Here is a 22,137-nt window from a genome sequence, read left to right on the forward strand (position 1 = left end):
TTTAGCACTTTAACGCTTGCCCTGCGACTCTCCCTAATGGGCTTAACTGTTCAGGAGAATAGCTCCGAGGTGACTCGTACAAAGGGATTCCGGTGTTGGTCTCAGCTAATCCAACACTCTCTGAGCAGTAGAGCCCTCATACTTCTTCCTCATCGATGCCGATTATTATTCACTGGATATATTATAAATATGCAGCGGATTTACTTTTCATCATTATAAGACGATTCATGGGAAACGTCAACCGTCACTTTTGTTAGTTTAGGATTAAACTTCTGTTTTTATACATAAACCGCTCGTCCTCTTCCTCGGCCATATCGACCATGTCGGTATCCGTGGCGTCCATGGCGTCCATGGCGTCTATGTCGACAGTTACACCCTCTGTTACAAGGTATACCACAGCATCGCTTAAAGCAGCCTCCACCAAAGCCTGCACCCCAAGCACCGCCCCAGAAAGCGGCTAAGCCAACGAACACTATGCCAGCTAAAAACAATCCGATAATCCAGTTACTTTCCACCCGTTTTCCTTTATTTTTTCTTATTGGCTTAATATACGCTCTCTCGTTATCAATCGCGACAAGCTTTCCCTTTACGATGGATCCGTCCTTCTGTCTAACATGAATATATTGCCCAATATAGTTCTTTAAATTAGTCTTACGAATGGCTTGAATCCTACTCACTTTTACACACCTCCTTCACGTTATACACTATTGTATGTGGAGGTGAGTGGACAGGAATGTATGTATGTCCCTATTAAAACAAAAAGGCACTGTGTTTGTCCCTTAGAACATACACAGTGCCAATATTTTACACGATCTGCCCTATAGGCATGCATCGTGCTTATTCATATGCAGCTTTATTAACTTATGCGCTAAGCTTTGCTTTTGCAACAGAAGCAAGTTGGTTGAAAGAAGCAATATCGTTAACTGCTAGATCAGCTAGCATTTTGCGGTTAACTTCAACGCCTGCAAGCTTCAAGCCATGCATAAATTTGCTGTAGGAAAGACCGTTAATACGAGCTGCCGCATTAATACGAACGATCCAAAGTCTGCGGAAGTCACGTTTTTTGTTACGACGGTCGCGGTAAGCGTACATAAGAGACTTACCAACTTGCTCCTTAGCCGTTTTAAATAAACGGTGTTTGGAACCGAAATAACCTTTAGCTAATTTAAGAATTCTTTTACGACGACGTGTGCGGACAAATCCGCCCTTAACTCTTGCCATGAATAGAAACCTCCTGTAGATATAATCAGATTAGAATTATTTTAGATTAGACAGACCTTGCTGAATACGACGAACGTCGCCAGCTGCCATTAGTGGTTGACCAGCAAGAACGCGCTTTTGACGTCCAGACTTGTGGGAAAGCAAGTGGTTTCTATATGCTTTATAGCGTTTCACTTTACCTGTTCCAGTAATTTTGAAGCGGTCCTTAAGACTGCTATGTGTTTTCATTTTAGGCATTTGTGTTTCCTCCTTAAAAGTAATTGAACAGCTTAGCTGCCACTTTTTGGTGCCAAAATCATAATCATGCTCCGACCTTCAAGCTTAGGAGCGCGCTCAACATTGCATATTTCGGCAACCTCAGATGCTAAACGATTTAGGATGCGTTGACCAATATCCGCATGTGTAATTTCGCGACCACGGAAACGTACGGAAGCCTTCACCTTGTCTCCATCCTTCAAGAACTTTACAACATTACGATATTTTGTTTGGTAGTCATGTTCCTCGATATTAGCACGGAACCAAACTTCCTTAACATCCACAACTTTTTGGTTTTTGCGAGCTTCTTTCTCTTTCTTCTGCTGCTCATAACGGAATTTACCGTAGTCCATAATGCGACATACTGGTGGTTTTGCTGTTGGAGCAACATTAACAAGATCGAGATTCATATCAACCGCCATTTGCAATGCTTCACGTAGCGGTTTAATACCAAGTTGTTCACTATCCGGACCGACTAGACGAACCTCTCTTGCGCGGATATCGTCATTGATTTGATGATCTTTACTAATTGTGCTACACCTCCTGAATTTTATCAAAATGCTTGGCTTATTCTTCTATTTTACATAAAAATAGATTATAGCGTAAGCATAGCATAGTTTGCACAAAATAAAAAATGCGGGCTCAGCAGAACCCGCATCAATAAACGTAATGTATTCATAAAACATATTACAATCATATGTTCATTATGCATTCGTTCATCGCATAACCAGTCAACCCAAGTCGAACAGGTGAGAAGCGGGTGCTTCTTCTTGTGCAATGTATTGTCATTAAGACACCTTAGTTAATATAGCATGCATAAAACTGATTGTCAATGCTAGATTAACATTTATTTACCGCGCACCTCTTCAATTCGAACGACTCGCGTATGCTCGGTATGACTCCATACTTTGTTGTTTTGAGTGAAGAATGCGTAAAATGTAATCGGCCACCATGACACTAGGAAGAACGGCAGTGTCAACAGATGTGCATACATTTTCCATGATTTCACTCTTTCAATAATCATCGCTGCTGGGAAAGGCAATACGGAGCAGGCAATAATAATCGCAACGAACCAGTATGGAAACTGGCTGTAAATCGAAATAATAACGTTGTCAGCTGGTACAATAAGATCAATCCATAAAAATACAGTTAATAAAAATCCAATCAACGTATTATATACAGAGATCGAGTAAACGGCAGAGTCAATTTTCGTGAGATTCCGCTCTTTAATTCCGGCCCACAGCAACGGGAAAAAATAATTACGTGCAACGTTGAAATGTCCCTGCATCCACCGCAGTCGTTGACGTGCAGATGCCTTAAACGTTACTGGCTTCTCATCGTATACCTTAGCCTCATAATTCAGCACCGGATATACATTGCGTTTCACACATCGCATAGAGAATTCAAGATCCTCTACCAGACTGGTTGCTCCCCAGCCCATTTCCTTTAACAGCTTGGAATCGAAGCACATCCCCGTACCGCCAAGAAAATTACTCATATTCAGGTTCATACGGGATAGCTGCCATAGACGGTTACAATACCAATACGTAATCGCATAAGCGGCTGTAACCCAAGAATCATCAGGATTTTTTGTATCTAAATAACCTTGGATAACTCGGTGTCCCGCACACAAATCATCGTTCATTAAGCTTAAGAAGTCTTCATTCACTAAGTTGTCAGCATCAAACATAACGATAGCATCATACTGACGCGGCATGGACCAAAGCTCTTTAAGCATCCATTCGATCGCATAGCCTTTGCCTCGCTGCTTGTCGTTCGTGCGTTCACAGGCATACACGCCATGCTCGCGAACGATGTCAGCTGTAGCATCTGTACAGTTATCACAAATAACAAAGATATCGTACAGTTCCTTCGGATAGTCCATCGCCTTTAAATTTTCAATAAGCGCACCGACTACTTTTTCTTCGTTGTGAGCTGCAACGATAACAGCAAACGATTTCTGTGGCTTTTGCTTTGGTCTGCTTTTATGTTTTTTGAAACCAAATAGCGAAAGCACAAATTGATACAGCGCGATAATTGCCAAGAAAACTTGAACAACGAGAAATGCCACTGTAAAGAACATGTTGCATAGCCCCCTTAACACATCTTACTTCGTTTTGTGAAGCGATTGTGATCGGTTCTCTCTTTCTAATAATCACAACCATATGATTGTGCATTCTAAGCTTCATACTTGTCAAAATGAGAATACGGTCTGTAAGTGTCGCATTTGGCTGGAAAAACGCTTGCATCATTTGTGGTGATCTCTTTTTCTTCGCAAAGCTTATAATTAATCCAGTTCTCTCATTTCTTGCAAAAGAATACCGCTTAGATTAATGTTAGCTTTACCATAAATAAATGTTTCTATTACCCATAAATACAGCTAAGATGGTATAGTATATTGTGTACGAGCAAATTTTCTCAGTTGCTGACTGGATTTTGGAAGGATGTCATACATGGAAAAATGGATTAGCTGGCTTCGATTTCACGAAAACCGCTTATTAATTTGGGCTAATCGCCGCCTTAACCATACGTTCGGCTTTCGCTTTCTTCATCGTTGGATGAGTGCTATCACACATTTTGGAGGAGCAACATTTACGATTTGCTGTTCCTTGTTCATCGCTTTTATTGGACGAGGTGAAATATCAACCGTAGGTTGGAAATGTCTCGCGGCTCTGGCAATTAGTCATATTCCAGTAGCACTTTTGAAATATAAATTTAAACGCTTGCGCCCTTATCAAGAACTTCCTGATGTTAATACAGGTCTAAAGCCACTAGCTGACCCATCATTCCCATCTGGACATACAACGGCTATCTTCGCATTCATCATCCCGATTGTCATAAATGCGTCTCTATTCCCGTTTTTTGTCATTCCTTTAGCGATTATTATTGCGGTATCTGTCGCTTGGTCACGTATGTACCTAGGACTTCATTACCCGTCTGATGTTCTAGTCGGAGGTATTATCGGTACGTTAACTGCACTTGCGGTTCAATACTTTTGGCACACGCCAACAGGCAATTAATCAATTACACTTACGTCTACAAAGAAGAATATATAAAAAAGACTGCTTCACCTCAGCTTAGCTCTGTGGTGGAGCAGTCTTTTTTTAACTTAAGTTATAGGTGGATTCTCTATAATGACAGCGTAAAACTACTGACAGTCTTATTCAACGCTCTGCTCAATCTCTACCGACTTAAATGCTCGCTGTAGATTGGATAACGCATCCGCAGGTATAACGACATCCCCATCCTGTGAATAGTGCTCAGGAAAAGGTATAGATAAAAATGAATGACTGTTAAAAACATTGTAGTACTTTGTAATCATCGAATACATTGTCGAATAATCCATATCTGTCTGTATGTTTTCAGAGACGATTTTCAATAATGTGAGCACCTTTCCACTGTTTTGCCATGAAAAAATTTGTTCTGCCAAAGCTTTGACTACCTCTTGCTGCTGCTTCCCCCGCTCAAAATCGCTAGCAAAATATCGTGAGCCTCGATCATCCTCCCGAAAGCGTGCATAGCCCAATGCATCTTCTCCCATTAGCACCTGCAGTCCTGGCTCAAGATAAAGATTAGTAGGTCTGTACTTCATTGAACGTTTTACATCGATCTCGATTCCGCCAACTTCGTCAACTAAAGATACAACTGTATTAAAATTTACTAATACAGTGTTGTCGATATCGATATCGAGCAGTTCCTCTAGCTTACCTCTAGTATTAGCAATCGCTCCACTAAGTACGGCTTTATCTAATGTTTTTGTCCCTAGCTGAATCGTATCTCCGGTTAGAATAGAGGGATCTTGCTCTGCTTTCTTTTTATAAAGGGTATACCCTTCACTAAATAATGCATTTATTTTAACTGAATGACCGCTAGTATTCTCAACAAGTAGATCCCTTGGTATTGACAGTAATTTAACGGTCTCAATCTGAGGGATGATGTGCAGAATCATAAGTGAATCGGTTAGTAAAGCATTATGCTCTCCTCGATAATCTAGGCCCATAATTAAAAAATATAAATCTGGATCTTCTTCATCAGGAATAGGAGCTGCATCGACCTCTCTGTATATTTCCGACTCAGAATCTACTACTATATTATGAGGTATAATCATGTCGTCAATATTAGACTTAATATAGTAAACAAGGAAAACAGCCGCAACGATAAGTACCCCCATCACTAAGATCAAGTAACGGATAACTCTCTGTTTTCTGTTGCGCCTTGTCTGCTGCGTTGTCAAATTATCAGTCAAATTTTCTGTTAAATTCTCTGTTAAACCTTCAGAGTTTGTTCTATCATTCTTCGCTTCATTATCGTCCCTCACGGTAACACCTCATCCCCAATATGTAACAATAGTAAGATTATACATAATTTTCATAATTCTATCATTAGATTTACCTCATAATATATTGCGGATAGGTTCAGACAATCACTAACAAAGCGTATACAGGCCACTAGATCTATACAAAAAAAGTGAAGGTATGTCCAAAACGTAAGCTGTGACTAGCGTTGCTCGCTCAGCAACTAACTACAACACAGCTTACGTCAGAAGAAGACAGACCTTCACTTAAATATTAGCGAACCAAATACTAGCTCGAATTAATGTTACGCATAATCATTTTTACATACGATATTTCGTTTTCTTTTCTTCGCGGTGCTCGTGCAGCACTTGCTCACCGATGACAACTTCAACTCGATGGATAGGTTGTCCCATCTCATGAAACTTCGTTTCATATTCTGTAAATACTAAATCCTCACGCGGGCCGTCCTTATGCAGGTTTAATGAAATATTCCGCATCACTAGCTCCATATCTGCAAAGCTATTTAATGAGAAGTCGAACAACGATTGAGAATCGGTTTTAAAGTGGATTTCGCCCCTTGTATTTAATTTATGAATATAACGCTCAACAAAGCGTGGATGAGTTAGTCTTCGACGCGCATGCTTACTCTTAGGCCAAGGATCGCTAAAGTTCAAATAAATGCGCTCTAGTTCATTTTCATCAAACATATCATCAATATTTTCAATATTAGCACGAAGTAGTGCTAGGTTCGGAGGTGATTCCACTCCTTGCTCACTCCAAGCTGCACGTGCCTTTTCACTCGCTCGACGAATCAGCTCGTCATACATATCTACACCGATATAATTCACTTCAGGATTGCGTACACTCATCTGACTAATAAATTGACCCTTCCCCATGCCTAGCTCCACATGGATCGGACGATCATTACCGAAAAACTCATGCCATTTACCTTTATATTTAGATGCATCTAATACAACTAAATCCGTTTGGGATTCAATACTTTCAAGAATGCCTTTCCTACCTCTTAAGCGCATCACTAATGTCTCCTTCGTCTATCCTTCTGTTAATCCAATATTATTGTGCATAACTTCAACTTGCTTGTAAAGTCCTTAAACGAGTTGCTTAGGTAAATACCTTTAATTTACTAGCGTTTTTTCACGAATGACAAAAATATGAAACTATAAATCTCACAATAGTTAACACATGACAAGGTTGTTCAATTGTCCGAAAGCTTCCTTCCACTTACGATAAAGATGATCCATCGTTCGGCAGCATCATGCTGCAGCATCATGCTACTGAAACTAGGATCACCAATCTGATTCATATTAAAGTTGAGGAGGAATGCGAAATGATTGAAACGATGTCAGTCATAAAGCTCAAAAGGTGGTTTGTTTATCTGCTGGTGCTTGGGCTACTAGCAGGCGTCACCTATTCGACCTCATTCTCACAACACGCATTTGCAGCAATGGTGAATGTTGTCAACGGCATTCAGTTCAAGGACACAAACAACAATGTGTTACATGCGCATGGCGGCGGTATGATCAAGGTTGGCAATTACTATTATTGGATTGGTGAAAATCGTGACGGCACTAATCTCGTTTCCCTATACCGATCAACAGACCTAAAAACATGGGAGTTTCGTGCACATGTCTTATCAAAGAGCATGGGCGGTGAACTGGCTACGGCTAACATTGAACGGCCAAAGCTGCTTTACAACAGCACAACAGGAAAATACGTTATGTGGATGCACAAGGAAAACGGCATCGATTACTCAGAAGGCAGAGTAGCCGTTGCTACAGCCAGCAATATTGAAGGACCTTATACGTATCATGGGAGCTTTAGACCACTAGGCTATGAGTCTCGAGATATGACCGTATTCAACGACAATGGCACAGCCTATCTATTCTCATCTACTAAGGGATCCGCTGCTAACTCAGACATGAACATCTTTAAGTTAAATGCTGACTTCACCAATGTCGAGCAGCTTGTCCAAACGATTTGGGTAGGGCAATACCGTGAGGCACCTGCTGTGTTCAAGCGAGGCTCTACTTATTTCATGATTACTTCTGGTGCGACCGGCTGGAATCCTAACCAAGCCAAATATGCGACCGCCTCGAGTATCGAAGGAACCTGGAGCAATCCAGTTAATTTTGGAGACTCCACCACTTACGGCTCGCAGTCCGCATATGTCATTCCTGTGCAGGGCAGCTCAACTACCTCATACCTGTATCTAGGTGACCGCTGGGCCGGAGCTTGGGGAGAGCCTGTCAACAACTCACGCTACGTATGGCTGCCACTTTCCTTCCCTACTAGCACCACTCTCGAAATGAACTGGTATCCAAGCTTAGATATTGATACCGCGACGGGAATCATTACGGGCAGCACCAGCGGAGGTGAATTTACACCAGGCCAAAAGTATCAAATCGTTAATGTTGCTAGCGGAAGAGTGCTGGAGGTCGAAGATCAATCGACAGCAAATGCAGCTAATATAGATATATGGAGCTACTGGGGAGGAAACAATCAAAAATGGACGGTCGAGGCGGTAGGCAATTACTATCGGTTCACGAATGTGAATAGCGGCTTGGTGCTCGATGTCGCGAATCAATCCACTGAGAACCATGGCAACATCATACAGTACACCTACAATGACGGTAACAATCAGCAATGGAGCATCGTATATGTCGGCAACGATTCCTATCGCATTGTAAGTAGACATAGCGGAAGAGCACTTGATGCATCAGGCACAGATAATGGCTCCAACGTTATTCAGTACAGTTACTGGGGCGGCAACAACCAAAAGTGGAAATTCGTGCCCGTAAATTAACCTCACGCACGAACGAATGAATCGCGCAATCAGTAATTAAGCTTTACAATACGTTGTGTACAAATAAAGGGGTGCTGCAGGTCATCGTTACATGACCAGCAGCACCCCTTCTCTTCGTTACGCTAGTGCCGAATCCTTGTCGTCACCGCTCCACGTTTTCTCTAATGTATGCTGTAGCTTCTTATAAGCTGAAATTTTAGAAGTGTTGTTGTCATACAAACGAACACCTGTCAATGCAATAAGCTCCTTAACCGTAAGCTCAACTGTTACAATTTCATCACCGTTTGGAATTTTTGTTTTTTCCATATCAATCACCTCATTCATAGAATATGAAAAACTAAAAAATTTATGCGAAATTGTATTCGTTTTCAAAAAGTTTATGTTAGGTTTTTTTCTTGATTTATCGCACTTTCAATATAACATACCATGTAATATTTTTCAAGTTTATAAGGCGTAATTAGACCGTCCTCTATTCCCGAACATTCACAAGCATAAACATTAGAAAATATGGTATTCCGTCATGTTTTTCGTTACAATGAAGGTTGAAGCAGTGAAAAGGATGGGAATACATGATTACTTCACAAAACAGCTTAGATAATCCTCTAATGTGGGGAGATAAAAATTTTCATACATGGAATTTTGAAATGCGCGAGCAATTCAATACAAAGGTATTCAAGGTTATGCTTGATGCTGGATTCACCTGTCCCAATCGTGATGGCTCTATCGCTAAGGGCGGCTGTACTTTTTGCAGCGCACGAGGCTCCGGTGACTTTGCTGGTCGCAGAAGAGATGATCTGGTGACGCAGTTTAACACCATTCGCGATCGTCAGCATCTTAAATGGCCAGAAGCGAAATATATCGGCTATTTTCAAGCTTATACGAATACGTACGCACCCGTAGAAACGCTGCGAGAATACTTTGAAGTGATTCTTGAGCAGCCTGGAGTCGTTGGATTATCGATCGCTACTCGTCCAGATTGTCTGCCTGATGATGTTGTCGATTATTTGGCTGAGTTGAATGAAAGAACCTACCTATGGGTAGAGATGGGCCTGCAAACGGTTCACGAATCGACCTCGCAGCTCATTAATCGTGCACATGATACTGCTTGCTACGTTGATGCGGTTCGCCGCCTTCGTGAACGTAACATTAGAGTATGCACACATATTATTTATGGCTTGCCTCAGGAAACACATGAGATGATGCTAGAAACTGGTCGACAGGTTGCTAAGATGGATGTGCAAGGCATTAAAATCCACTTGCTACACCTAATGCGCAAGACACCGATGGTTAAACAATACGAGGCTGGGCTGCTGCGCTTCCTTGAACAGGATGAATATATAAAACTCGTTGTTGATACGCTAGAATTCCTACCGCCGGAGATGATTGTGCACCGCTTAACTGGCGACGCTCCTCGCGATTTATTAATCGGACCGACGTGGAGCTTAAGAAAATGGGAAGTGCTCAACGGCATTGACCGTGAGCTAAGGCAGCGTAATACATGGCAAGGCAAGCTTTGGCAAGCGGAGGGATAATATAAATGGGATTTTATTCCGTACTTACAATGGCACAGCGCTGGGTAGCAGAGCGTGTGGAGCTAGGTGAAACGGTCATTGATGCTACGGCTGGCGGCGGTGTGGATACACTGCAGCTGGCCTTGCTTGTTGGACCAAAAGGTAAAGTGCTAGCCTTCGACATTCAGCAGGAGGCGCTTAATAAGACTGCACATAGATTACATTCCTACGAGGAGCAAGACAAGCTGGGAAAGGTTGAGCTCATCAAGGACAGTCACGACAACATGTCACAGTATGCAGCTCACGGGGTTGGAGCTATTATGTTTAATCTTGGTTACTTCCCTGGGGGCGATCAACAGATCATTACAGAGCCGGATTCCACGCTTCGTGCACTCGAGCAGAGCCTACTTCTGCTTCGTCCTGGCGGCATCTTAACCTGCGTGCTTTATCCTGGCCATCCTGGCGGTGACATCGAAGCGGAAGCAGTTGAGCGCTGGGCAGCTGCCCTGCCTCATGAGCAAGCCAACTGTGTACTGTATCGCCAGCCTCAGCGTCCTGCTGCGCCTTATCTTGTAGCAGTCGAACGAAAAGCTCCGCGCAGCTAATTATTCTATTATAAAGGAGAGCACAAATGACTATTCAAAAAATTGAGCATGTTGGCATTATGGTAAAAGATATTGAAGCTTCTATCTCTTTTTATACAAAGGTACTCGGGCTAAAGCATATACGCACGATGCCCCACTCCAACGGAATCATTACGCTTGCTTTTCTAGCTTATCCACATTCTAATGATACGGTGCTTGAGCTTATTCAAGGCTATAATGCTTCTTTGCCTGCTGAAGGCAAGGTTCACCATCTCGCATTTACGGTTAGTGATATTGAAGCAGAGTTCGAGCGTATGAAGCAGCTCCCTGAAGTAAAGCTGCAGGACGATGAGCTCACTATTCTTCCTGATGGCTCAAGATACTTCTTCTTCTATGGCCCAGATGGAGAATTTCTCGAGCTGTTTGAGCCAGGAAAGATCGAGCCTTACCCGCTTCAGTTTGAGCCTGAATTCAAGGAAAGAGTATGGGGCGGACGGGCATTAGAGCAGTTCGGCTTAACGCCACCTGACGGTGCTATTGGTGAAGGCTGGATGATTAGTGATCACCCTAACGGCATCACAAAAATTGTGAACGGCCCACTCGCTGGCACAGGTCTTGATGTGCTGCGTGAGCAATTTGGTGCTCAGTGGTTCGGGAAAAACGGACTTTCAGGTAAAAGCCAACGCTTCCCGCTGCTTATTAAGCTGCTTGACTGCAACGATGACTTGTCTGTGCAGGTACATCCAACAGATGAGTACGATAAGCTGCCTGAAGGCGAGCTAGGTAAAACAGAAATGTGGTACATACTCTCTGCTAAGCCAGATGCGAAGATCATTTACGGATTGAAGGATCAGGTGACGAAGCAGCAGCTAGCCGAAGCACTTACTGGCGAGGGAGTGATGGAGCTTCTGCAGGAGGTGCCTGTTAAAGCTGGAGACGCATTCTACATTCCTGCTGGAACGGTTCATGCACTATGCTCAGGTGTCGTCGTTGCAGAGATTCAGCAAAACTCCGATACTACGTATCGCTTATATGACTACAACCGTCCTGGTCTTGATGGCAAGCCTCGTGAGCTTCATATCGAGGACTCTCTTGAGGTCATCGCTTATGAAGGAGCTGGCGCTGCCTATGTAGATACGAGCGAGATGAAGGCTGGCGAATGGCTAACGATTGCTGAGTCTCCGTACTTTAAAGTAGACAAGGGCTTAATCGAAGCTGCTACAAAGCTTACAACCAATACAGATAGCTTTGAAATACTTGTTGTAGCGGAAGGTAGCGGAAGCATTGCTTGGGGCGAGGACTTAAAGCAAGTACATGACGTGAAAGCTGGGGAGTGCTTCTTATTACCAGCTACGCTAGGAGATTATTCATTAGCAGGTAGCTTAACGGTACTGCGCTCTGTTGTACCGAGTGCGTAAATTAGGAATAGCGTAACGTTGGATTTAGATAACGAGCATTTAACGATAAATAAAAGACTCCATTTTGAATCATTTGATCAAAGTGGAGTCTTTTCTTCTAGCCAAAGAATAAGTCAAGAATATTTGATGAAGTAGAAGATTGTTTATTATAGAACTCAGAGTAACCACAGTTTTTACAATAAACAACGATAAACTGATTATGCTGAATATCAAACATTTTAGATAGACCTGTTCCAGTCATCGCAACTTCCTTTTGGGCTGCATTTTTACTTCCACATTTTAAACAACCTTTTTCAGACATACTTGAACTCCTCTCCAACAAACTGATTTAATTGCACTATAATACGAAGGCAACTGGAAAAAAGTTTCAGCAATAAACAATATCACTGTACCTCGCACCTCATATATTAGTCGGATGAAACAACAAAAAACCGTTGCCTCGTAGCGGCTGGACAGTTCTCCACCTCACATACTAAAGCAACGGCTTTCGCTTTATTTATTGCTACTTAGATATTAACTCTAGCTTTTTATACGGTCTGATCCGCCTTAGACAGGTGTATGCTGTATGGCTTGGCAGTCGGTTTAGCTTCACCTTGCTCTTGTACATACATCATCACAAGCAATGATTCACCCTCCGTCACGAGCTCACCTGTATTCAAGTAATTCGGCATGTCGAAAGGAACCTTCTCCATAACGATATGCTTTTGCAGCTCACGCTCATTAAACTTGTAGCTTGCAAATTGCTCACCTGCCAGCTCCGGCTGCTCAGCAAGAGCTTTCATCCAATAGGACCACTCTGCCTTGTCTAGCTCCATCTCCCACCATACCTTACGAGGCTTGTAGCGGTGATTCATGTAATAATCGAGCTTCATAAGACCTTCGATTACTGGCAAATCCAGCTCGACACCCTCCTGCTCTCGTGCATGATTCAAGTAAGCCCATAAGCGGGAGAACAGATCCTCCAGCTGATGGCCAATCTTCTGCCATCCTTGCGCTTCCCAATAATCACCGAAGCTTTGGAAGAAATCAAACGGTGAGTTGAACACATGATCAACAAGGTAAAGCAGCGTATGATCCATCCGATGCGCATTCCAATATTTCTCCAGCACATCCTCCACTCGTTTAATGCGGACAATATCGCTAAATGGCATCAGATCATTCGCAAGCATCTCGTATGGTGCTGTGTCCATGTAGATATAGCCCCACTTATCGGCGTCATTTCTCAGGCCTGTCCCGCGCAGCATCTTCAAGAAGCCGAGCTGGAGCTCCTCTGGACGCAATGCGAATACATCATTAAACGTTCCGCGGAATGTGTCGTAGTTCTCAAGCGGCAAGCCAGCAATAAGATCAAGATGCTGATCGATCTTCTGCGAATCCTTCACCTTCGTTACGGTACGAACGAGCTTCGACCAATTCTGTCTACGCTGTACTGCCAAGTTCGTTGGGTCATTCGTTGATTGCACACCGATCTCAAAGCGGAATATGCCTGGAGGCGCATTTTCAGCCAAATAATCAAGCACCTCAGGACGCATAATGTCCGCCGTAATCTCAAATTGAAACACGCAGCCACGATGATTCTCAATTAAAAACTGGAACATCTCTAGCGCGTAATCACGCTTAATATTAAAGGTACGATCGACGAATTTAATGAGCTTCGCTCCATTGTCGATGAGATAGATAATATCCGCCTTCGTTCGCTCAATATCAAAATATCGTACACCAACCTCAATGCTCGATAGACAGAATTGACAGCTGAACGGACAGCCGCGGCTTGTCTCAAAATAAACAATTCGATTCGCAAGCTGCGGAAGATCCTCAGCAAATCGATGTGGTGAAGGCAGTGTATTCAGATCAAGCTTAGGACGTCCCGGATTAACCCGAATTTCAACGCCAGCCTCTGTCGTTTTGCGATATGCGATACCGAACACCATATGGTATTTCTCTGTCGTTTCAATCTCTGTAAGCAGATGGTCGAAGGTTTCCTCCCCTTCACCCATGACGATGAAGTCTACCTCAGGCAGACGCTCCATCCAGTAGTCCGTGTCATAGCTAACCTCCGGACCACCAAGCACGATTTTCAGCTCAGGCTTAATTTTCTTCAGCATATTCACGACAACAATCGTCTCTTCAATGTTCCATATATAGCAAGAGAAGCCGATTACATCAGGATTTCGTGAGAATAAATCCGATACGATATTCATCGCTGGATCTTTTATCGTATACTCAGCGATATCCATATCGAATTTATGACCGCAGTACGCTTTCAGACAGCGTAGCGCTAATGATGTATGAATAAATTTTGCGTTTAACGTCGATAATACGACCTTCATAAAGGGTACCTCAGCTTTCATTCGTTCAATTGTTCGTTCTAAGTAGATACAGATTATTTCAAAATGCTCATTCTACTATTGTAACGAAATTTGCTACAAAAAAGAAGGCTTGTCCTGCTTCCAATTATAAAAGCCTAGCGTTATGCCATATATTTGGCAAATGCTAGGCCTCAACATCTATATTCATATTGCTGGATAGATAACCCTATTCCTCTGCTGCAGGATCAAAGCTGCGTTGAGCAAACTCTGCATCCAGCATGTAGAACGCGTGGCTGTCCTGATCGATACGTTTAAGCTTAGTAATGATTCCGTCAAACAACGCTTCCTCTTCTACCTGCTCATCAATAAACCATTTCAGGAAGTTAATCGTTGCATGCTCACGATCCTCAATGGCAAGATCGGACAAGTCATAAAAATTCTTCGTGTTCTGCACTTCATGCTTATAGGCGTGTTCGAATACATCCAGCATCGAAGCATACTCATTTTTCGGCTCTCCAAGTGCTTGAATCGCTACACGTTGACCACGGTCATTCAAAAACTTATAGATTTTCATGCCATGGAAGCGCTCCTCTTCCGCTTGAACTAAGAAGAAGTTAGCGAAGCCATCTAAATCCTCCGCAGAGCAATACGCCGCCATTGCTAGATACACGTGCGCAGAATAAAACTCAAAGTTCATCTGGTCATTAAGTGCTTTCTTTAATCGATCATTCATCATTAGTGCACCTCGCATTCCTTATTTGTAATTATTCTAACATAAAAATTATAAATAAGAAAATAGAAGTCTAAACATTAATATCCAACGAAATTATCCTACGATTTTCTTTAAGCATTTGTAGAGCTTCTTGGGTGATGATGCGATTACCGGTTCTGACTTGATCATGACGAAGCAGCCTGATCTACAGGATTTGCATTGGCCTAAGCAGTCTGTTTTCTTATGCTTGAGGTCAGGGTATTTCTTCTTCATGCTTTTATATACAGGCTTTAGCCCATGATCTAAGCTACGCTTGCAATATTTAATTTTCATGTCGCACCTTCCCACTGTTCGTCGTCATAAACATCAAAGTCATCACATTAAATGATAATGATTATCACCGATAAAGTCAATAACAACTAAAGAATAGAACATGATAGCAGCGACTCATCTCTTGTCAATGAATGCGCCTAAGCATTGAAGATAAAAAAAAAGCAGCGAGCATATGCTCGCTGCTTTTTGAAGACGCAATTAAAGTTTAACTACGTTTTCAGCTTGAGGGCCACGGTTGCCTTCAACGATGTTGAATTCTACACGGTCGCCTTCATCTAGAGATTTGAAGCCTTCGCTTACGATTGCGCTGAAATGTACGAATACATCGTTGCCACCTTCAACGGAAATAAAGCCAAAGCCTTTTTCTGCATTAAACCATTTAACGATACCTTGTTCCAAAGTCGTTACCACCTTAATTAAATTTATTAAGTCCCTGTGTCTATAACAAAAAAGTCGCTTGATGATACAATCGGCTATTCTTTACTAAAAGCCTATTGCACACAGCGACTAAGGTCTTAATATTGAATAAACTCATTGTAGCACATAAAACCAGACAACACAAGTCCTATATCTTTTTCCAGCATTATTCATACAACTAAGTATTAGAGAGCAGCTCTATCGCTTCTTGAAGCTGTGTATCATTTTGCTGCAGGAGCTCTCGAATATCTTCGACGATTGCTGCTCCGACCTCTGAACTGTATACACCATCTTCAGCAAAGCCTTTATCTTTCTCATAGGCTTTAAGTGCTTGCTCTGTGCGCTCATCGAACAGGCCTTCCATTGAAGGTGAATAGCCTAACACCTGCAAATACTGCTCAAGAAGCTTTACATCATCGCCATAGCTTCCGCGCTTCAGCTCTACACCAGCTGAAATCATACCAAGCTTCGAGTATTCAGGCAACTCCACAACATGCGTCGGCTCTACACCAACCTCATGTATCCCATTGCCGCTTGGTGTTTTCCACTCTGCCTCCGTTAACACAAGCACGGAGCCTTCTCTAAACGACTCATACGTTTGTACAATGCCTTTACCATAAGAGGTAACGCCAACAACATAGGCATCCGCTGATTCCTTTAACGCCGCTGCTAGCACCTCACTGGCACTCGCAGAATATTCATTGATCAATAACGCAACGGGCAGTTGCAGTGGATCTTTCTGCTTAGAGATATAGCTATTCGTATGAGACTCATTCTTGAATACAACATCAAGTATTTTTCCACCGTCAGGAATAAATTGCTGGGCAATGTCAATCGTCGCATCGAGTCTTCCACCAGGATTAGAGCGCAGATCCAAGACTAACCCTTTCAGCTCACCTTCCTGCTGTAGCCCTTGCAAAGCTTCTGTAAATTCCTTGCCTGTCGCTTCGCCAAAGCGTGAAATCGTAATTTTACCTATATCTCCTTCAAGACTCTCGGAATGAACCGTGTAGACTGGAATTTCTGCACGCTCGATTTCAAATTCAAGCACCTGCTCTACCCCTTGACGCTTCACGCCAATGACTACGCTCGTTCCTTTCTCACCACGCACCATACCGAGCAGTTCATTCATACTGATGCCGCTGGTCGATTGCTGATCAACAGTAACGATCTCATCATCAGGCTTAAGACCTGACTTTTCAGCTGGCATATCCTTAACGAGTGAAGAAATATAATAGCGATCATTAACAACCATGATCTCGGCACCTATTCCATAGAAATTGCTTTTATAGGAGTCCACATACTGTTCACCCTGCTCATCCGGCAAAAACTGTGAATATTGATCTCCGAGCGAGGCTACCATACCGACAATCGCACCATCAAGCATCTTATCTTGCTCTGCTGTGTATAAAAACTTATCGTTAATTCGGTCATAGGTCGCCTGGAGCAGCTTAAAGCCATCGGCATTCATGATGGAGTAATTACGCTTTGTCCACAGCTGACCGCCGATAAAGCCTGCTACCAGTGCAATAATCGTAATGATAGCGACATACGATTGAGGCTGACGTTTTTTGTGTTGATTTCGTTCGTTTGGTTCATATTGTTCATTTGGTTCCATCGGTGATTCTCCTTGTTTGTCGATATTATGGTACAATCATACATAAATATATTTTTTCATACTGAAGGGAGCTTCTACATTCATGAGCTACAAACTAATCGCAATTGACATAGACGATACGCTGCTGAACGATGATATTATTGTAACGGAAGCAACAAAAAAAGCACTAAAGCGTGCCATTGATGCAGGTGTCACTGTTACTCTCGCAACTGGACGCATGTACGCTTCCGCTCAAAAAATTGCTAATCAAATTGAACTCAATGTACCAATTATCACCTATCAGGGCGCTCTAGTCAAAACGCTACTCGATGGTAAGGTACTGTATGAGCGCAGTGTACCTGCCGATGCTGCGCGCAAGCTGCTTGCTTATACGAAGGAGCATAACCTTCATCTTCAACTTTATGTAGATGACGTGCTGTATGGGACTGAAGATAATGCTAAAATTCAAGCCTACTCTAAGCTAGTCAACATTCCTTATGTCGTTGAGCCTAATTTCGAGCTATTAATTGACAAGCCTAACCATAAGATGCTTATTATTGACGAGCCTGAGGTGCTTGATGAGCATATCGTTGTACTGCAGGAGCTGCTCGGCGATCAGCTTCATATTACGAAGTCTAAGGCACACTACCTAGAGTTTATGCATAAAGAAGGCACAAAAGGACACGCCCTACAATTTATGGCAGAGCATATCGGCTGTACCATGGAGCAAACGATCGGTATCGGTGATGCGTGGAACGACCGTGAGATGATTCAAGTGGCAGGTCTTGGCGTTGCCATGGGCAATGCCGTGCCGCAGCTGAAGGAGCTTGCAGATTATATCACGCTAAGCAACAATGAGGATGGCGTTGCGCATGTGATCGAGAAGTTTGTGATTCAAGGGCAATAAGCTGGTGTTGTGTTGATCAAATATTAATATATAACCGATAAAAAAGCTGCCCCTCAATGATAGAAAAGCAACGTAAACTTTTGCTTCTCTTCAATAAAGGGGGCAGCTTTTACTTATAAATCCTCTAACCTAACCAGCTTTCATCAGCTGTGGTATACTTTTATCTCTTAATGTTAGTGCCAATACTAGAGCAAGACCATATCCAAAGCTGAGCAGCCCAAATATAATGTAGCCTATGAAGGCCCACGGCACTGAGATCAACGGACTTTCCATTGCAAGCAGCAACGTACTCGAAATAACTAAACTCGTAGCAATTCCTGTTATCCCCGCAATCAAACAAAACCACCCTAGTTGCAGTACAAGCATCGTTCGCAATTGCCTAAAGTTCATCCCTATACTAAATAAAATAGCAAATTCCCTGCGACGGCCGTTTACAAAAGCATGCATTGTATAATAAATGCCAATCAAGCTAACAAGTAAGGTCACCACAACAACAGCGTATAAAAATATGAAGCGCTGATGTGCAAATTCCTCCATAGAGCTCAATGCTAGCTGCTTGTCACCATATCGAATGCTTGTGTGGAATGAAGCATATGCCTGAAGCTCATCGTATATTGCTGCTCTCTGATCTTCATCGATATAAAGCAACAATGTGTTCCATTCTCTTGCTCTGCTACCAACTAATGAGTCTTTATTTGCGCCTATGATGGATTGCTCTGAATCAACATAGGCCAGCGTATTAATGCTCATTGAGCCGGGCATATATCCATCTACAATGGCTGCAACAAGTAGATTGCCAAGAGGCAAATTTTCCTGCTCAGGATCTCGCAGTGTAAGCTCATCACCGACAGTAACCCCAAGCTCCTTGGCATAATCAGAAGTTAGTACTACGACATTAGACAGATCGTTTGGCAAAGGTGGAAGCAGTCCCTTATTAACCAATTGCCGCAAATCACTTTTTTTATAATAAAGATTATGGTAACGCTCCTCTTTAGGTAACGCTTTAGTATTTATAACTAAGGCCCAATCATCCTGACTTACCGGAATAACAGCTTGTACACCTTTTATATTTGTCACATCTGATACAACGCTCTCTGGAAGAGATACCGTAATACTATTATTATACATATGAATATCTGCCACAAACTCTTCATTTACAATTTGAATATTGGCCTCTTTCGCCGAATGTAATACTGTAAAACCAATGACAGGCACATTAATTGAAATTGAGATCGCCAAAATAACAAGTACATTTTGTTTAAAGTAACTGGACAAATATTGCAGTGCAATCACTTTTTCTTTTTGCTTTTTTCGCAAGCCTCGATTTATGCGCCAATTAAGCCAGCTTTGAAATATGATAGGCATGGAAAGCCATATCGCACAAGCGAGCATAATTCCAGCCACTGGATACAGAAGAACGCTACCCGAGAAAATCAATGGAGGGATAACCGATGCTATAGAAAGAAGCAATAACAGGCATGCAACAAATATTCGTGCTCTAGATATGCCTCTTTCCTTAGACTTTATCACATTACGAAATTCTAACGGCAGCTTTGAAAATCCTCTAGCTAGCAATGGTAAAAGCAATAAAAAGAGAATGCACCCGTATGATAGCATAGTGAGTAACAGCTCTCTTAAATTGAAAGTAACCTGTGCATGCTCTATGGAAAAAACACGCTCCAGCAGCGCTGCTCCCGATACACTGAACACTGCAGCAACCATTCCACCTAGAATCGTGCCAAGTCCAATTACCCCTGCAACCTGGTAAAGTACAATTGAGAATAGCCCCCTCCTTTTGGCTCCATTCGTATGCAGTACAATGAGAGGATGAAGTATGCTTTGCAGCATGAGACGAAAATTACTTAACACGATAGCCAGACTAGCCAATAATGTAGCAATCGTGATAAAACTGGAAATCCAGCGCATGCTTTCCGTATTTTTTTTTGCTAGATCGCTATCCGTAACTAGTTGATAGGCTACAGGAGCTTGAATCGTCCGTTCTAAAAGCCTAACTAGAGATAAAGGTTCCACACCTTCACCAATATCAAGCATGGCACCGGAGGAAACATTCCCGACTCCGCTAAGTTCCTGTAATGTAGAAATATTCATATATACAAGATCAGGGAATGATGTAACATTAACATCTTCTATAATTTCTTTCAGCTTCCATTCATAGCCTTCACTATGATTAAGCGGAAGATGAATAACTTCCCCTTGTACAGCACCGAGTCGTTGTGCCAAGCTATCCGTTATCACAACCTCATTTTCAAGCAAATCCTCTGTAAATTTATATCTTATTTTGGCAAGCTCATCATTCTGCAGGCCAATCAGAAACAATTCTTCTCCCTCAATCGGATTTAGCAATATAAAAGAAGCTTTCTTAACTCCATTAGCTTCTGCAATGTACTGCTGCTCCTGCTGATCGAAGTAAACAATTTGATGATCTAAATACTTGGGAGGTGTAACGATGATGTCAACATCGCCAAAAACATCTGCTAGTTGATGCTTATAAAATCTCTCCATATTCGACAACAGCAGTGACATCGAAACAATTAAGCTCATAGCAACCGCAACACTTGCAATGGAAGCAATCATTCTTGAACGATTTGCGACGGACAGCCGATATGCTATACCAAGCATTGACGTTAGCATGACGACGACATTCCCTTCATACTATAGAACGCGGAAACAATCGTCTCTCTTTTTTGTTCTGGACTCAATTCTTCAGATAACTTCAGCTGTTCATAGACATGACCATCATTCATAAATAAAATGCGTTCGCCGTATGCTGCCATCATTGGGTCATGCGTCACCATAACAATCGTTTGCCTTGCATTGTTCTTTATCTTCAAAAGAAGCTCTAGTATCTCCTTAGACGTATTATAATCAAGATTCCCCGTCGGTTCATCAGCTAACAGTATGGAGGGTTGCTTAACTAGCGCTCTAGCTAGAGCAACCCTCTGTTGCTGCCCACCAGAAAGCTCGTACGGTCTAAAATTACCCCTTTTCTCAAGTCCTACCTGCCGTAGCATTGATTCTGTTTTTTCAATAATGATAGGAGCAGCCTCACCTTCTAAAATCAATGGAATAGCAACGTTTTCGCTAACTGTCATTGCATCAATTAAATTAAAATCCTGAAACACAACACCAATTTCTTTCCTTCGATAATCGGAAAGCTGTTCACTATGTTTGTTATCATACTTAATTTTTTTATCACGCAAATATACAGTCCCAGCGGTGGGAGCAATCATACCCCCTATTATGTTAAGTAGCGTTGTTTTTCCTGACCCGCTCGTTCCCATAATAACAACAAATTCTCCCACTTCTATTTCAAGCCCGCTTTTGTGAAGCGCGATTACTTCACTTTGTCCCTGCTTATAGCGTTTTTCAACATCTACGAGCCTAAGTATTAGATTAGTGTTCATGGATCTCAGCTCCTATTCTAGGTTAGGTGATCACTTCAGCAGTTTTTGAATATAACTTCATTTGTTTATTAATAAATTATATTGCTGGCTCGTTGGAAATCATTGACAATATATCATTACATTAAATTATACTAAATACTAAAAATAGTGGCGTATCATGTCTTATCTTGCACTATTTTTGTCAGAAACGTAATTTCAGAGTTTTAAATGTACGTAATCAATCCTCATATTCCTATGCGTGAATCAAAAAAGCTGTTTCCGTTGCGCCTATGCGATAACTAAAAACAGCTTCTTCTTTAATCCTCTTTATTTAAAGCTCTCTTTCCTTA

Annotated in this window: 22 protein-coding genes, 1 pseudogene and 1 other annotated feature; of the genes and pseudogenes, 7 read left to right on the plus strand and 16 right to left on the minus strand. The window is 42.2% G+C overall.

The window, feature by feature from the left end:
• Positions 1 to 278 precede the first annotated feature (278 nt).
• From NSQ99_RS14840 to NSQ99_RS14860, 5 genes are all read right to left on the minus strand, one after another.
• Complete coding sequence (locus NSQ99_RS14840) at positions 279 to 677, minus strand: hypothetical protein (RefSeq protein WP_340837486.1); 399 nt, start codon at positions 675 to 677, stop codon at positions 279 to 281.
• 184 nt (positions 678 to 861) lie between these two features.
• Positions 862 to 1,221 carry a 50S ribosomal protein L20 gene (rplT, locus tag NSQ99_RS14845; protein WP_251666070.1) on the minus strand — a complete coding sequence of 120 codons (360 nt, stop codon included), beginning with the start codon at positions 1,219 to 1,221 and terminating at the stop codon, positions 862 to 864.
• Positions 1,222 to 1,257: 36 nt separating this feature from the next.
• Positions 1,258 to 1,458, minus strand: coding sequence for a 50S ribosomal protein L35 (gene rpmI, locus NSQ99_RS14850; protein WP_251666071.1), 201 nt, complete (start codon positions 1,456 to 1,458; stop codon positions 1,258 to 1,260).
• A gap of 32 nt (positions 1,459 to 1,490) precedes the next feature.
• Positions 1,491 to 2,030, minus strand: a complete 540-nt coding sequence (infC, locus tag NSQ99_RS14855) for a translation initiation factor IF-3 (protein ID WP_340838802.1) — start codon at positions 2,028 to 2,030, stop codon at positions 1,491 to 1,493.
• 68 nt (positions 2,031 to 2,098) lie between these two features.
• Positions 2,099 to 2,254: a sequence feature (ribosomal protein L20 leader region), on the minus strand.
• 69 nt (positions 2,255 to 2,323) lie between these two features.
• Entirely contained in the window at positions 2,324 to 3,559 is a 1,236-nt protein-coding gene (locus tag NSQ99_RS14860; RefSeq protein WP_251666072.1) for a glycosyltransferase family 2 protein, read from the minus strand.
• Positions 3,560 to 3,929: 370 nt separating this feature from the next.
• On the opposite strand from NSQ99_RS14860, the gene NSQ99_RS14865 reads away from it, so the two are divergent.
• The gene (locus tag NSQ99_RS14865; RefSeq protein ID WP_251666073.1) at positions 3,930 to 4,496 is read left to right on the plus strand and encodes a phosphatase PAP2 family protein; all 567 of its coding nucleotides are present in this window, start codon (positions 3,930 to 3,932) and stop codon (positions 4,494 to 4,496) included.
• Between the two features lie 140 nt (positions 4,497 to 4,636).
• Here NSQ99_RS14865 and NSQ99_RS14870 read toward each other — a convergent pair whose 3' ends face one another.
• Positions 4,637 to 5,794 (minus strand): LCP family protein, encoded by a 1,158-nt coding sequence (locus NSQ99_RS14870; protein WP_340837491.1) that lies wholly within the window; start codon positions 5,792 to 5,794, stop codon positions 4,637 to 4,639.
• A 297-nt stretch (positions 5,795 to 6,091) separates the two neighbouring features.
• On the minus strand, positions 6,092 to 6,805 hold the full coding sequence (gene trmB / locus NSQ99_RS14875; RefSeq protein WP_251666075.1) for a tRNA (guanosine(46)-N7)-methyltransferase TrmB: 714 nt from the start codon (positions 6,803 to 6,805) through the stop codon (positions 6,092 to 6,094).
• Between the two features lie 314 nt (positions 6,806 to 7,119).
• Here trmB and NSQ99_RS14880 point away from each other — a divergent pair, with 314 nt between their 5' ends.
• Positions 7,120 to 8,595: an RICIN domain-containing protein gene (locus tag NSQ99_RS14880; RefSeq protein WP_340837493.1), complete on the plus strand. Its 1,476-nt coding sequence runs from the start codon at positions 7,120 to 7,122 to the stop codon at positions 8,593 to 8,595.
• 117 nt (positions 8,596 to 8,712) lie between these two features.
• Here the strand turns inward: NSQ99_RS14880 and NSQ99_RS14885 are convergent, their stop codons facing one another.
• The gene (locus NSQ99_RS14885; RefSeq protein WP_251666077.1) at positions 8,713 to 8,901 is read right to left on the minus strand and encodes a hypothetical protein; all 189 of its coding nucleotides are present in this window, start codon (positions 8,899 to 8,901) and stop codon (positions 8,713 to 8,715) included.
• Between the two features lie 263 nt (positions 8,902 to 9,164).
• Between NSQ99_RS14885 and NSQ99_RS14890 the strand changes: the two genes are divergently transcribed.
• The 4 genes and pseudogenes from NSQ99_RS14890 (at position 9,165) to NSQ99_RS14905 (ending at position 12,108) form a co-directional block, all read left to right on the plus strand.
• A complete protein-coding gene (locus tag NSQ99_RS14890; RefSeq protein ID WP_340837496.1) occupies positions 9,165 to 10,127 on the plus strand; it encodes a TIGR01212 family radical SAM protein in 963 nt (320 codons plus the stop codon).
• Between the two features lie 5 nt (positions 10,128 to 10,132).
• Positions 10,133 to 10,711, plus strand: a complete 579-nt coding sequence (locus NSQ99_RS14895) for a tRNA (mnm(5)s(2)U34)-methyltransferase (RefSeq protein WP_251666079.1) — start codon at positions 10,133 to 10,135, stop codon at positions 10,709 to 10,711.
• Positions 10,712 to 10,737: 26 nt separating this feature from the next.
• Positions 10,738 to 11,100, plus strand: a pseudogene (locus NSQ99_RS14900) (VOC family protein); the annotation flags it as partial.
• 27 nt (positions 11,101 to 11,127) lie between these two features.
• Positions 11,128 to 12,108: a type I phosphomannose isomerase catalytic subunit gene (locus tag NSQ99_RS14905; RefSeq protein ID WP_251666359.1), complete on the plus strand. Its 981-nt coding sequence runs from the start codon at positions 11,128 to 11,130 to the stop codon at positions 12,106 to 12,108.
• Between the two features lie 97 nt (positions 12,109 to 12,205).
• Here NSQ99_RS14905 and NSQ99_RS14910 read toward each other — a convergent pair whose 3' ends face one another.
• The 6 genes from NSQ99_RS14910 to NSQ99_RS14935 all read right to left on the minus strand — a co-directional run bounded on the left by NSQ99_RS14910 (position 12,206) and on the right by NSQ99_RS14935 (position 17,497).
• Positions 12,206 to 12,409 carry a zinc ribbon domain-containing protein gene (locus NSQ99_RS14910; protein WP_251666080.1) on the minus strand — a complete coding sequence of 68 codons (204 nt, stop codon included), beginning with the start codon at positions 12,407 to 12,409 and terminating at the stop codon, positions 12,206 to 12,208.
• Between the two features lie 226 nt (positions 12,410 to 12,635).
• Positions 12,636 to 14,438 (minus strand): B12-binding domain-containing radical SAM protein, encoded by a 1,803-nt coding sequence (locus NSQ99_RS14915; protein ID WP_340838804.1) that lies wholly within the window; start codon positions 14,436 to 14,438, stop codon positions 12,636 to 12,638.
• Positions 14,439 to 14,643: 205 nt separating this feature from the next.
• Entirely contained in the window at positions 14,644 to 15,150 is a 507-nt protein-coding gene (locus tag NSQ99_RS14920; protein ID WP_251666360.1) for a ferritin, read from the minus strand.
• A 93-nt stretch (positions 15,151 to 15,243) separates the two neighbouring features.
• The gene (locus NSQ99_RS14925) at positions 15,244 to 15,462 is read right to left on the minus strand and encodes a DUF1450 domain-containing protein (protein ID WP_285855571.1); all 219 of its coding nucleotides are present in this window, start codon (positions 15,460 to 15,462) and stop codon (positions 15,244 to 15,246) included.
• 198 nt (positions 15,463 to 15,660) lie between these two features.
• A complete protein-coding gene (locus NSQ99_RS14930) occupies positions 15,661 to 15,861 on the minus strand; it encodes a cold-shock protein (protein WP_251666082.1) in 201 nt (66 codons plus the stop codon).
• 196 nt (positions 15,862 to 16,057) lie between these two features.
• Positions 16,058 to 17,497: a S41 family peptidase gene (locus NSQ99_RS14935; protein WP_340837498.1), complete on the minus strand. Its 1,440-nt coding sequence runs from the start codon at positions 17,495 to 17,497 to the stop codon at positions 16,058 to 16,060.
• Positions 17,498 to 17,579: 82 nt separating this feature from the next.
• On the opposite strand from NSQ99_RS14935, the gene NSQ99_RS14940 reads away from it, so the two are divergent.
• The gene (locus NSQ99_RS14940; RefSeq protein ID WP_340837500.1) at positions 17,580 to 18,383 is read left to right on the plus strand and encodes a Cof-type HAD-IIB family hydrolase; all 804 of its coding nucleotides are present in this window, start codon (positions 17,580 to 17,582) and stop codon (positions 18,381 to 18,383) included.
• Between the two features lie 129 nt (positions 18,384 to 18,512).
• Here NSQ99_RS14940 and NSQ99_RS14945 read toward each other — a convergent pair whose 3' ends face one another.
• Both NSQ99_RS14945 and NSQ99_RS14950 read right to left on the minus strand, forming a co-directional pair.
• On the minus strand, positions 18,513 to 21,023 hold the full coding sequence (locus tag NSQ99_RS14945) for an ABC transporter permease (RefSeq protein ID WP_340837501.1): 2,511 nt from the start codon (positions 21,021 to 21,023) through the stop codon (positions 18,513 to 18,515).
• A gap of 5 nt (positions 21,024 to 21,028) precedes the next feature.
• Positions 21,029 to 21,808, minus strand: a complete 780-nt coding sequence (locus NSQ99_RS14950; protein ID WP_251666086.1) for an ABC transporter ATP-binding protein — start codon at positions 21,806 to 21,808, stop codon at positions 21,029 to 21,031.
• Positions 21,809 to 22,137 lie beyond the last annotated feature (329 nt).

This window comes from Paenibacillus sp. FSL W7-1287 (genome assembly GCF_038004245.1).
Lineage (GTDB): Bacteria > Bacillota > Bacilli > Paenibacillales > Paenibacillaceae > Pristimantibacillus > Pristimantibacillus camelliae.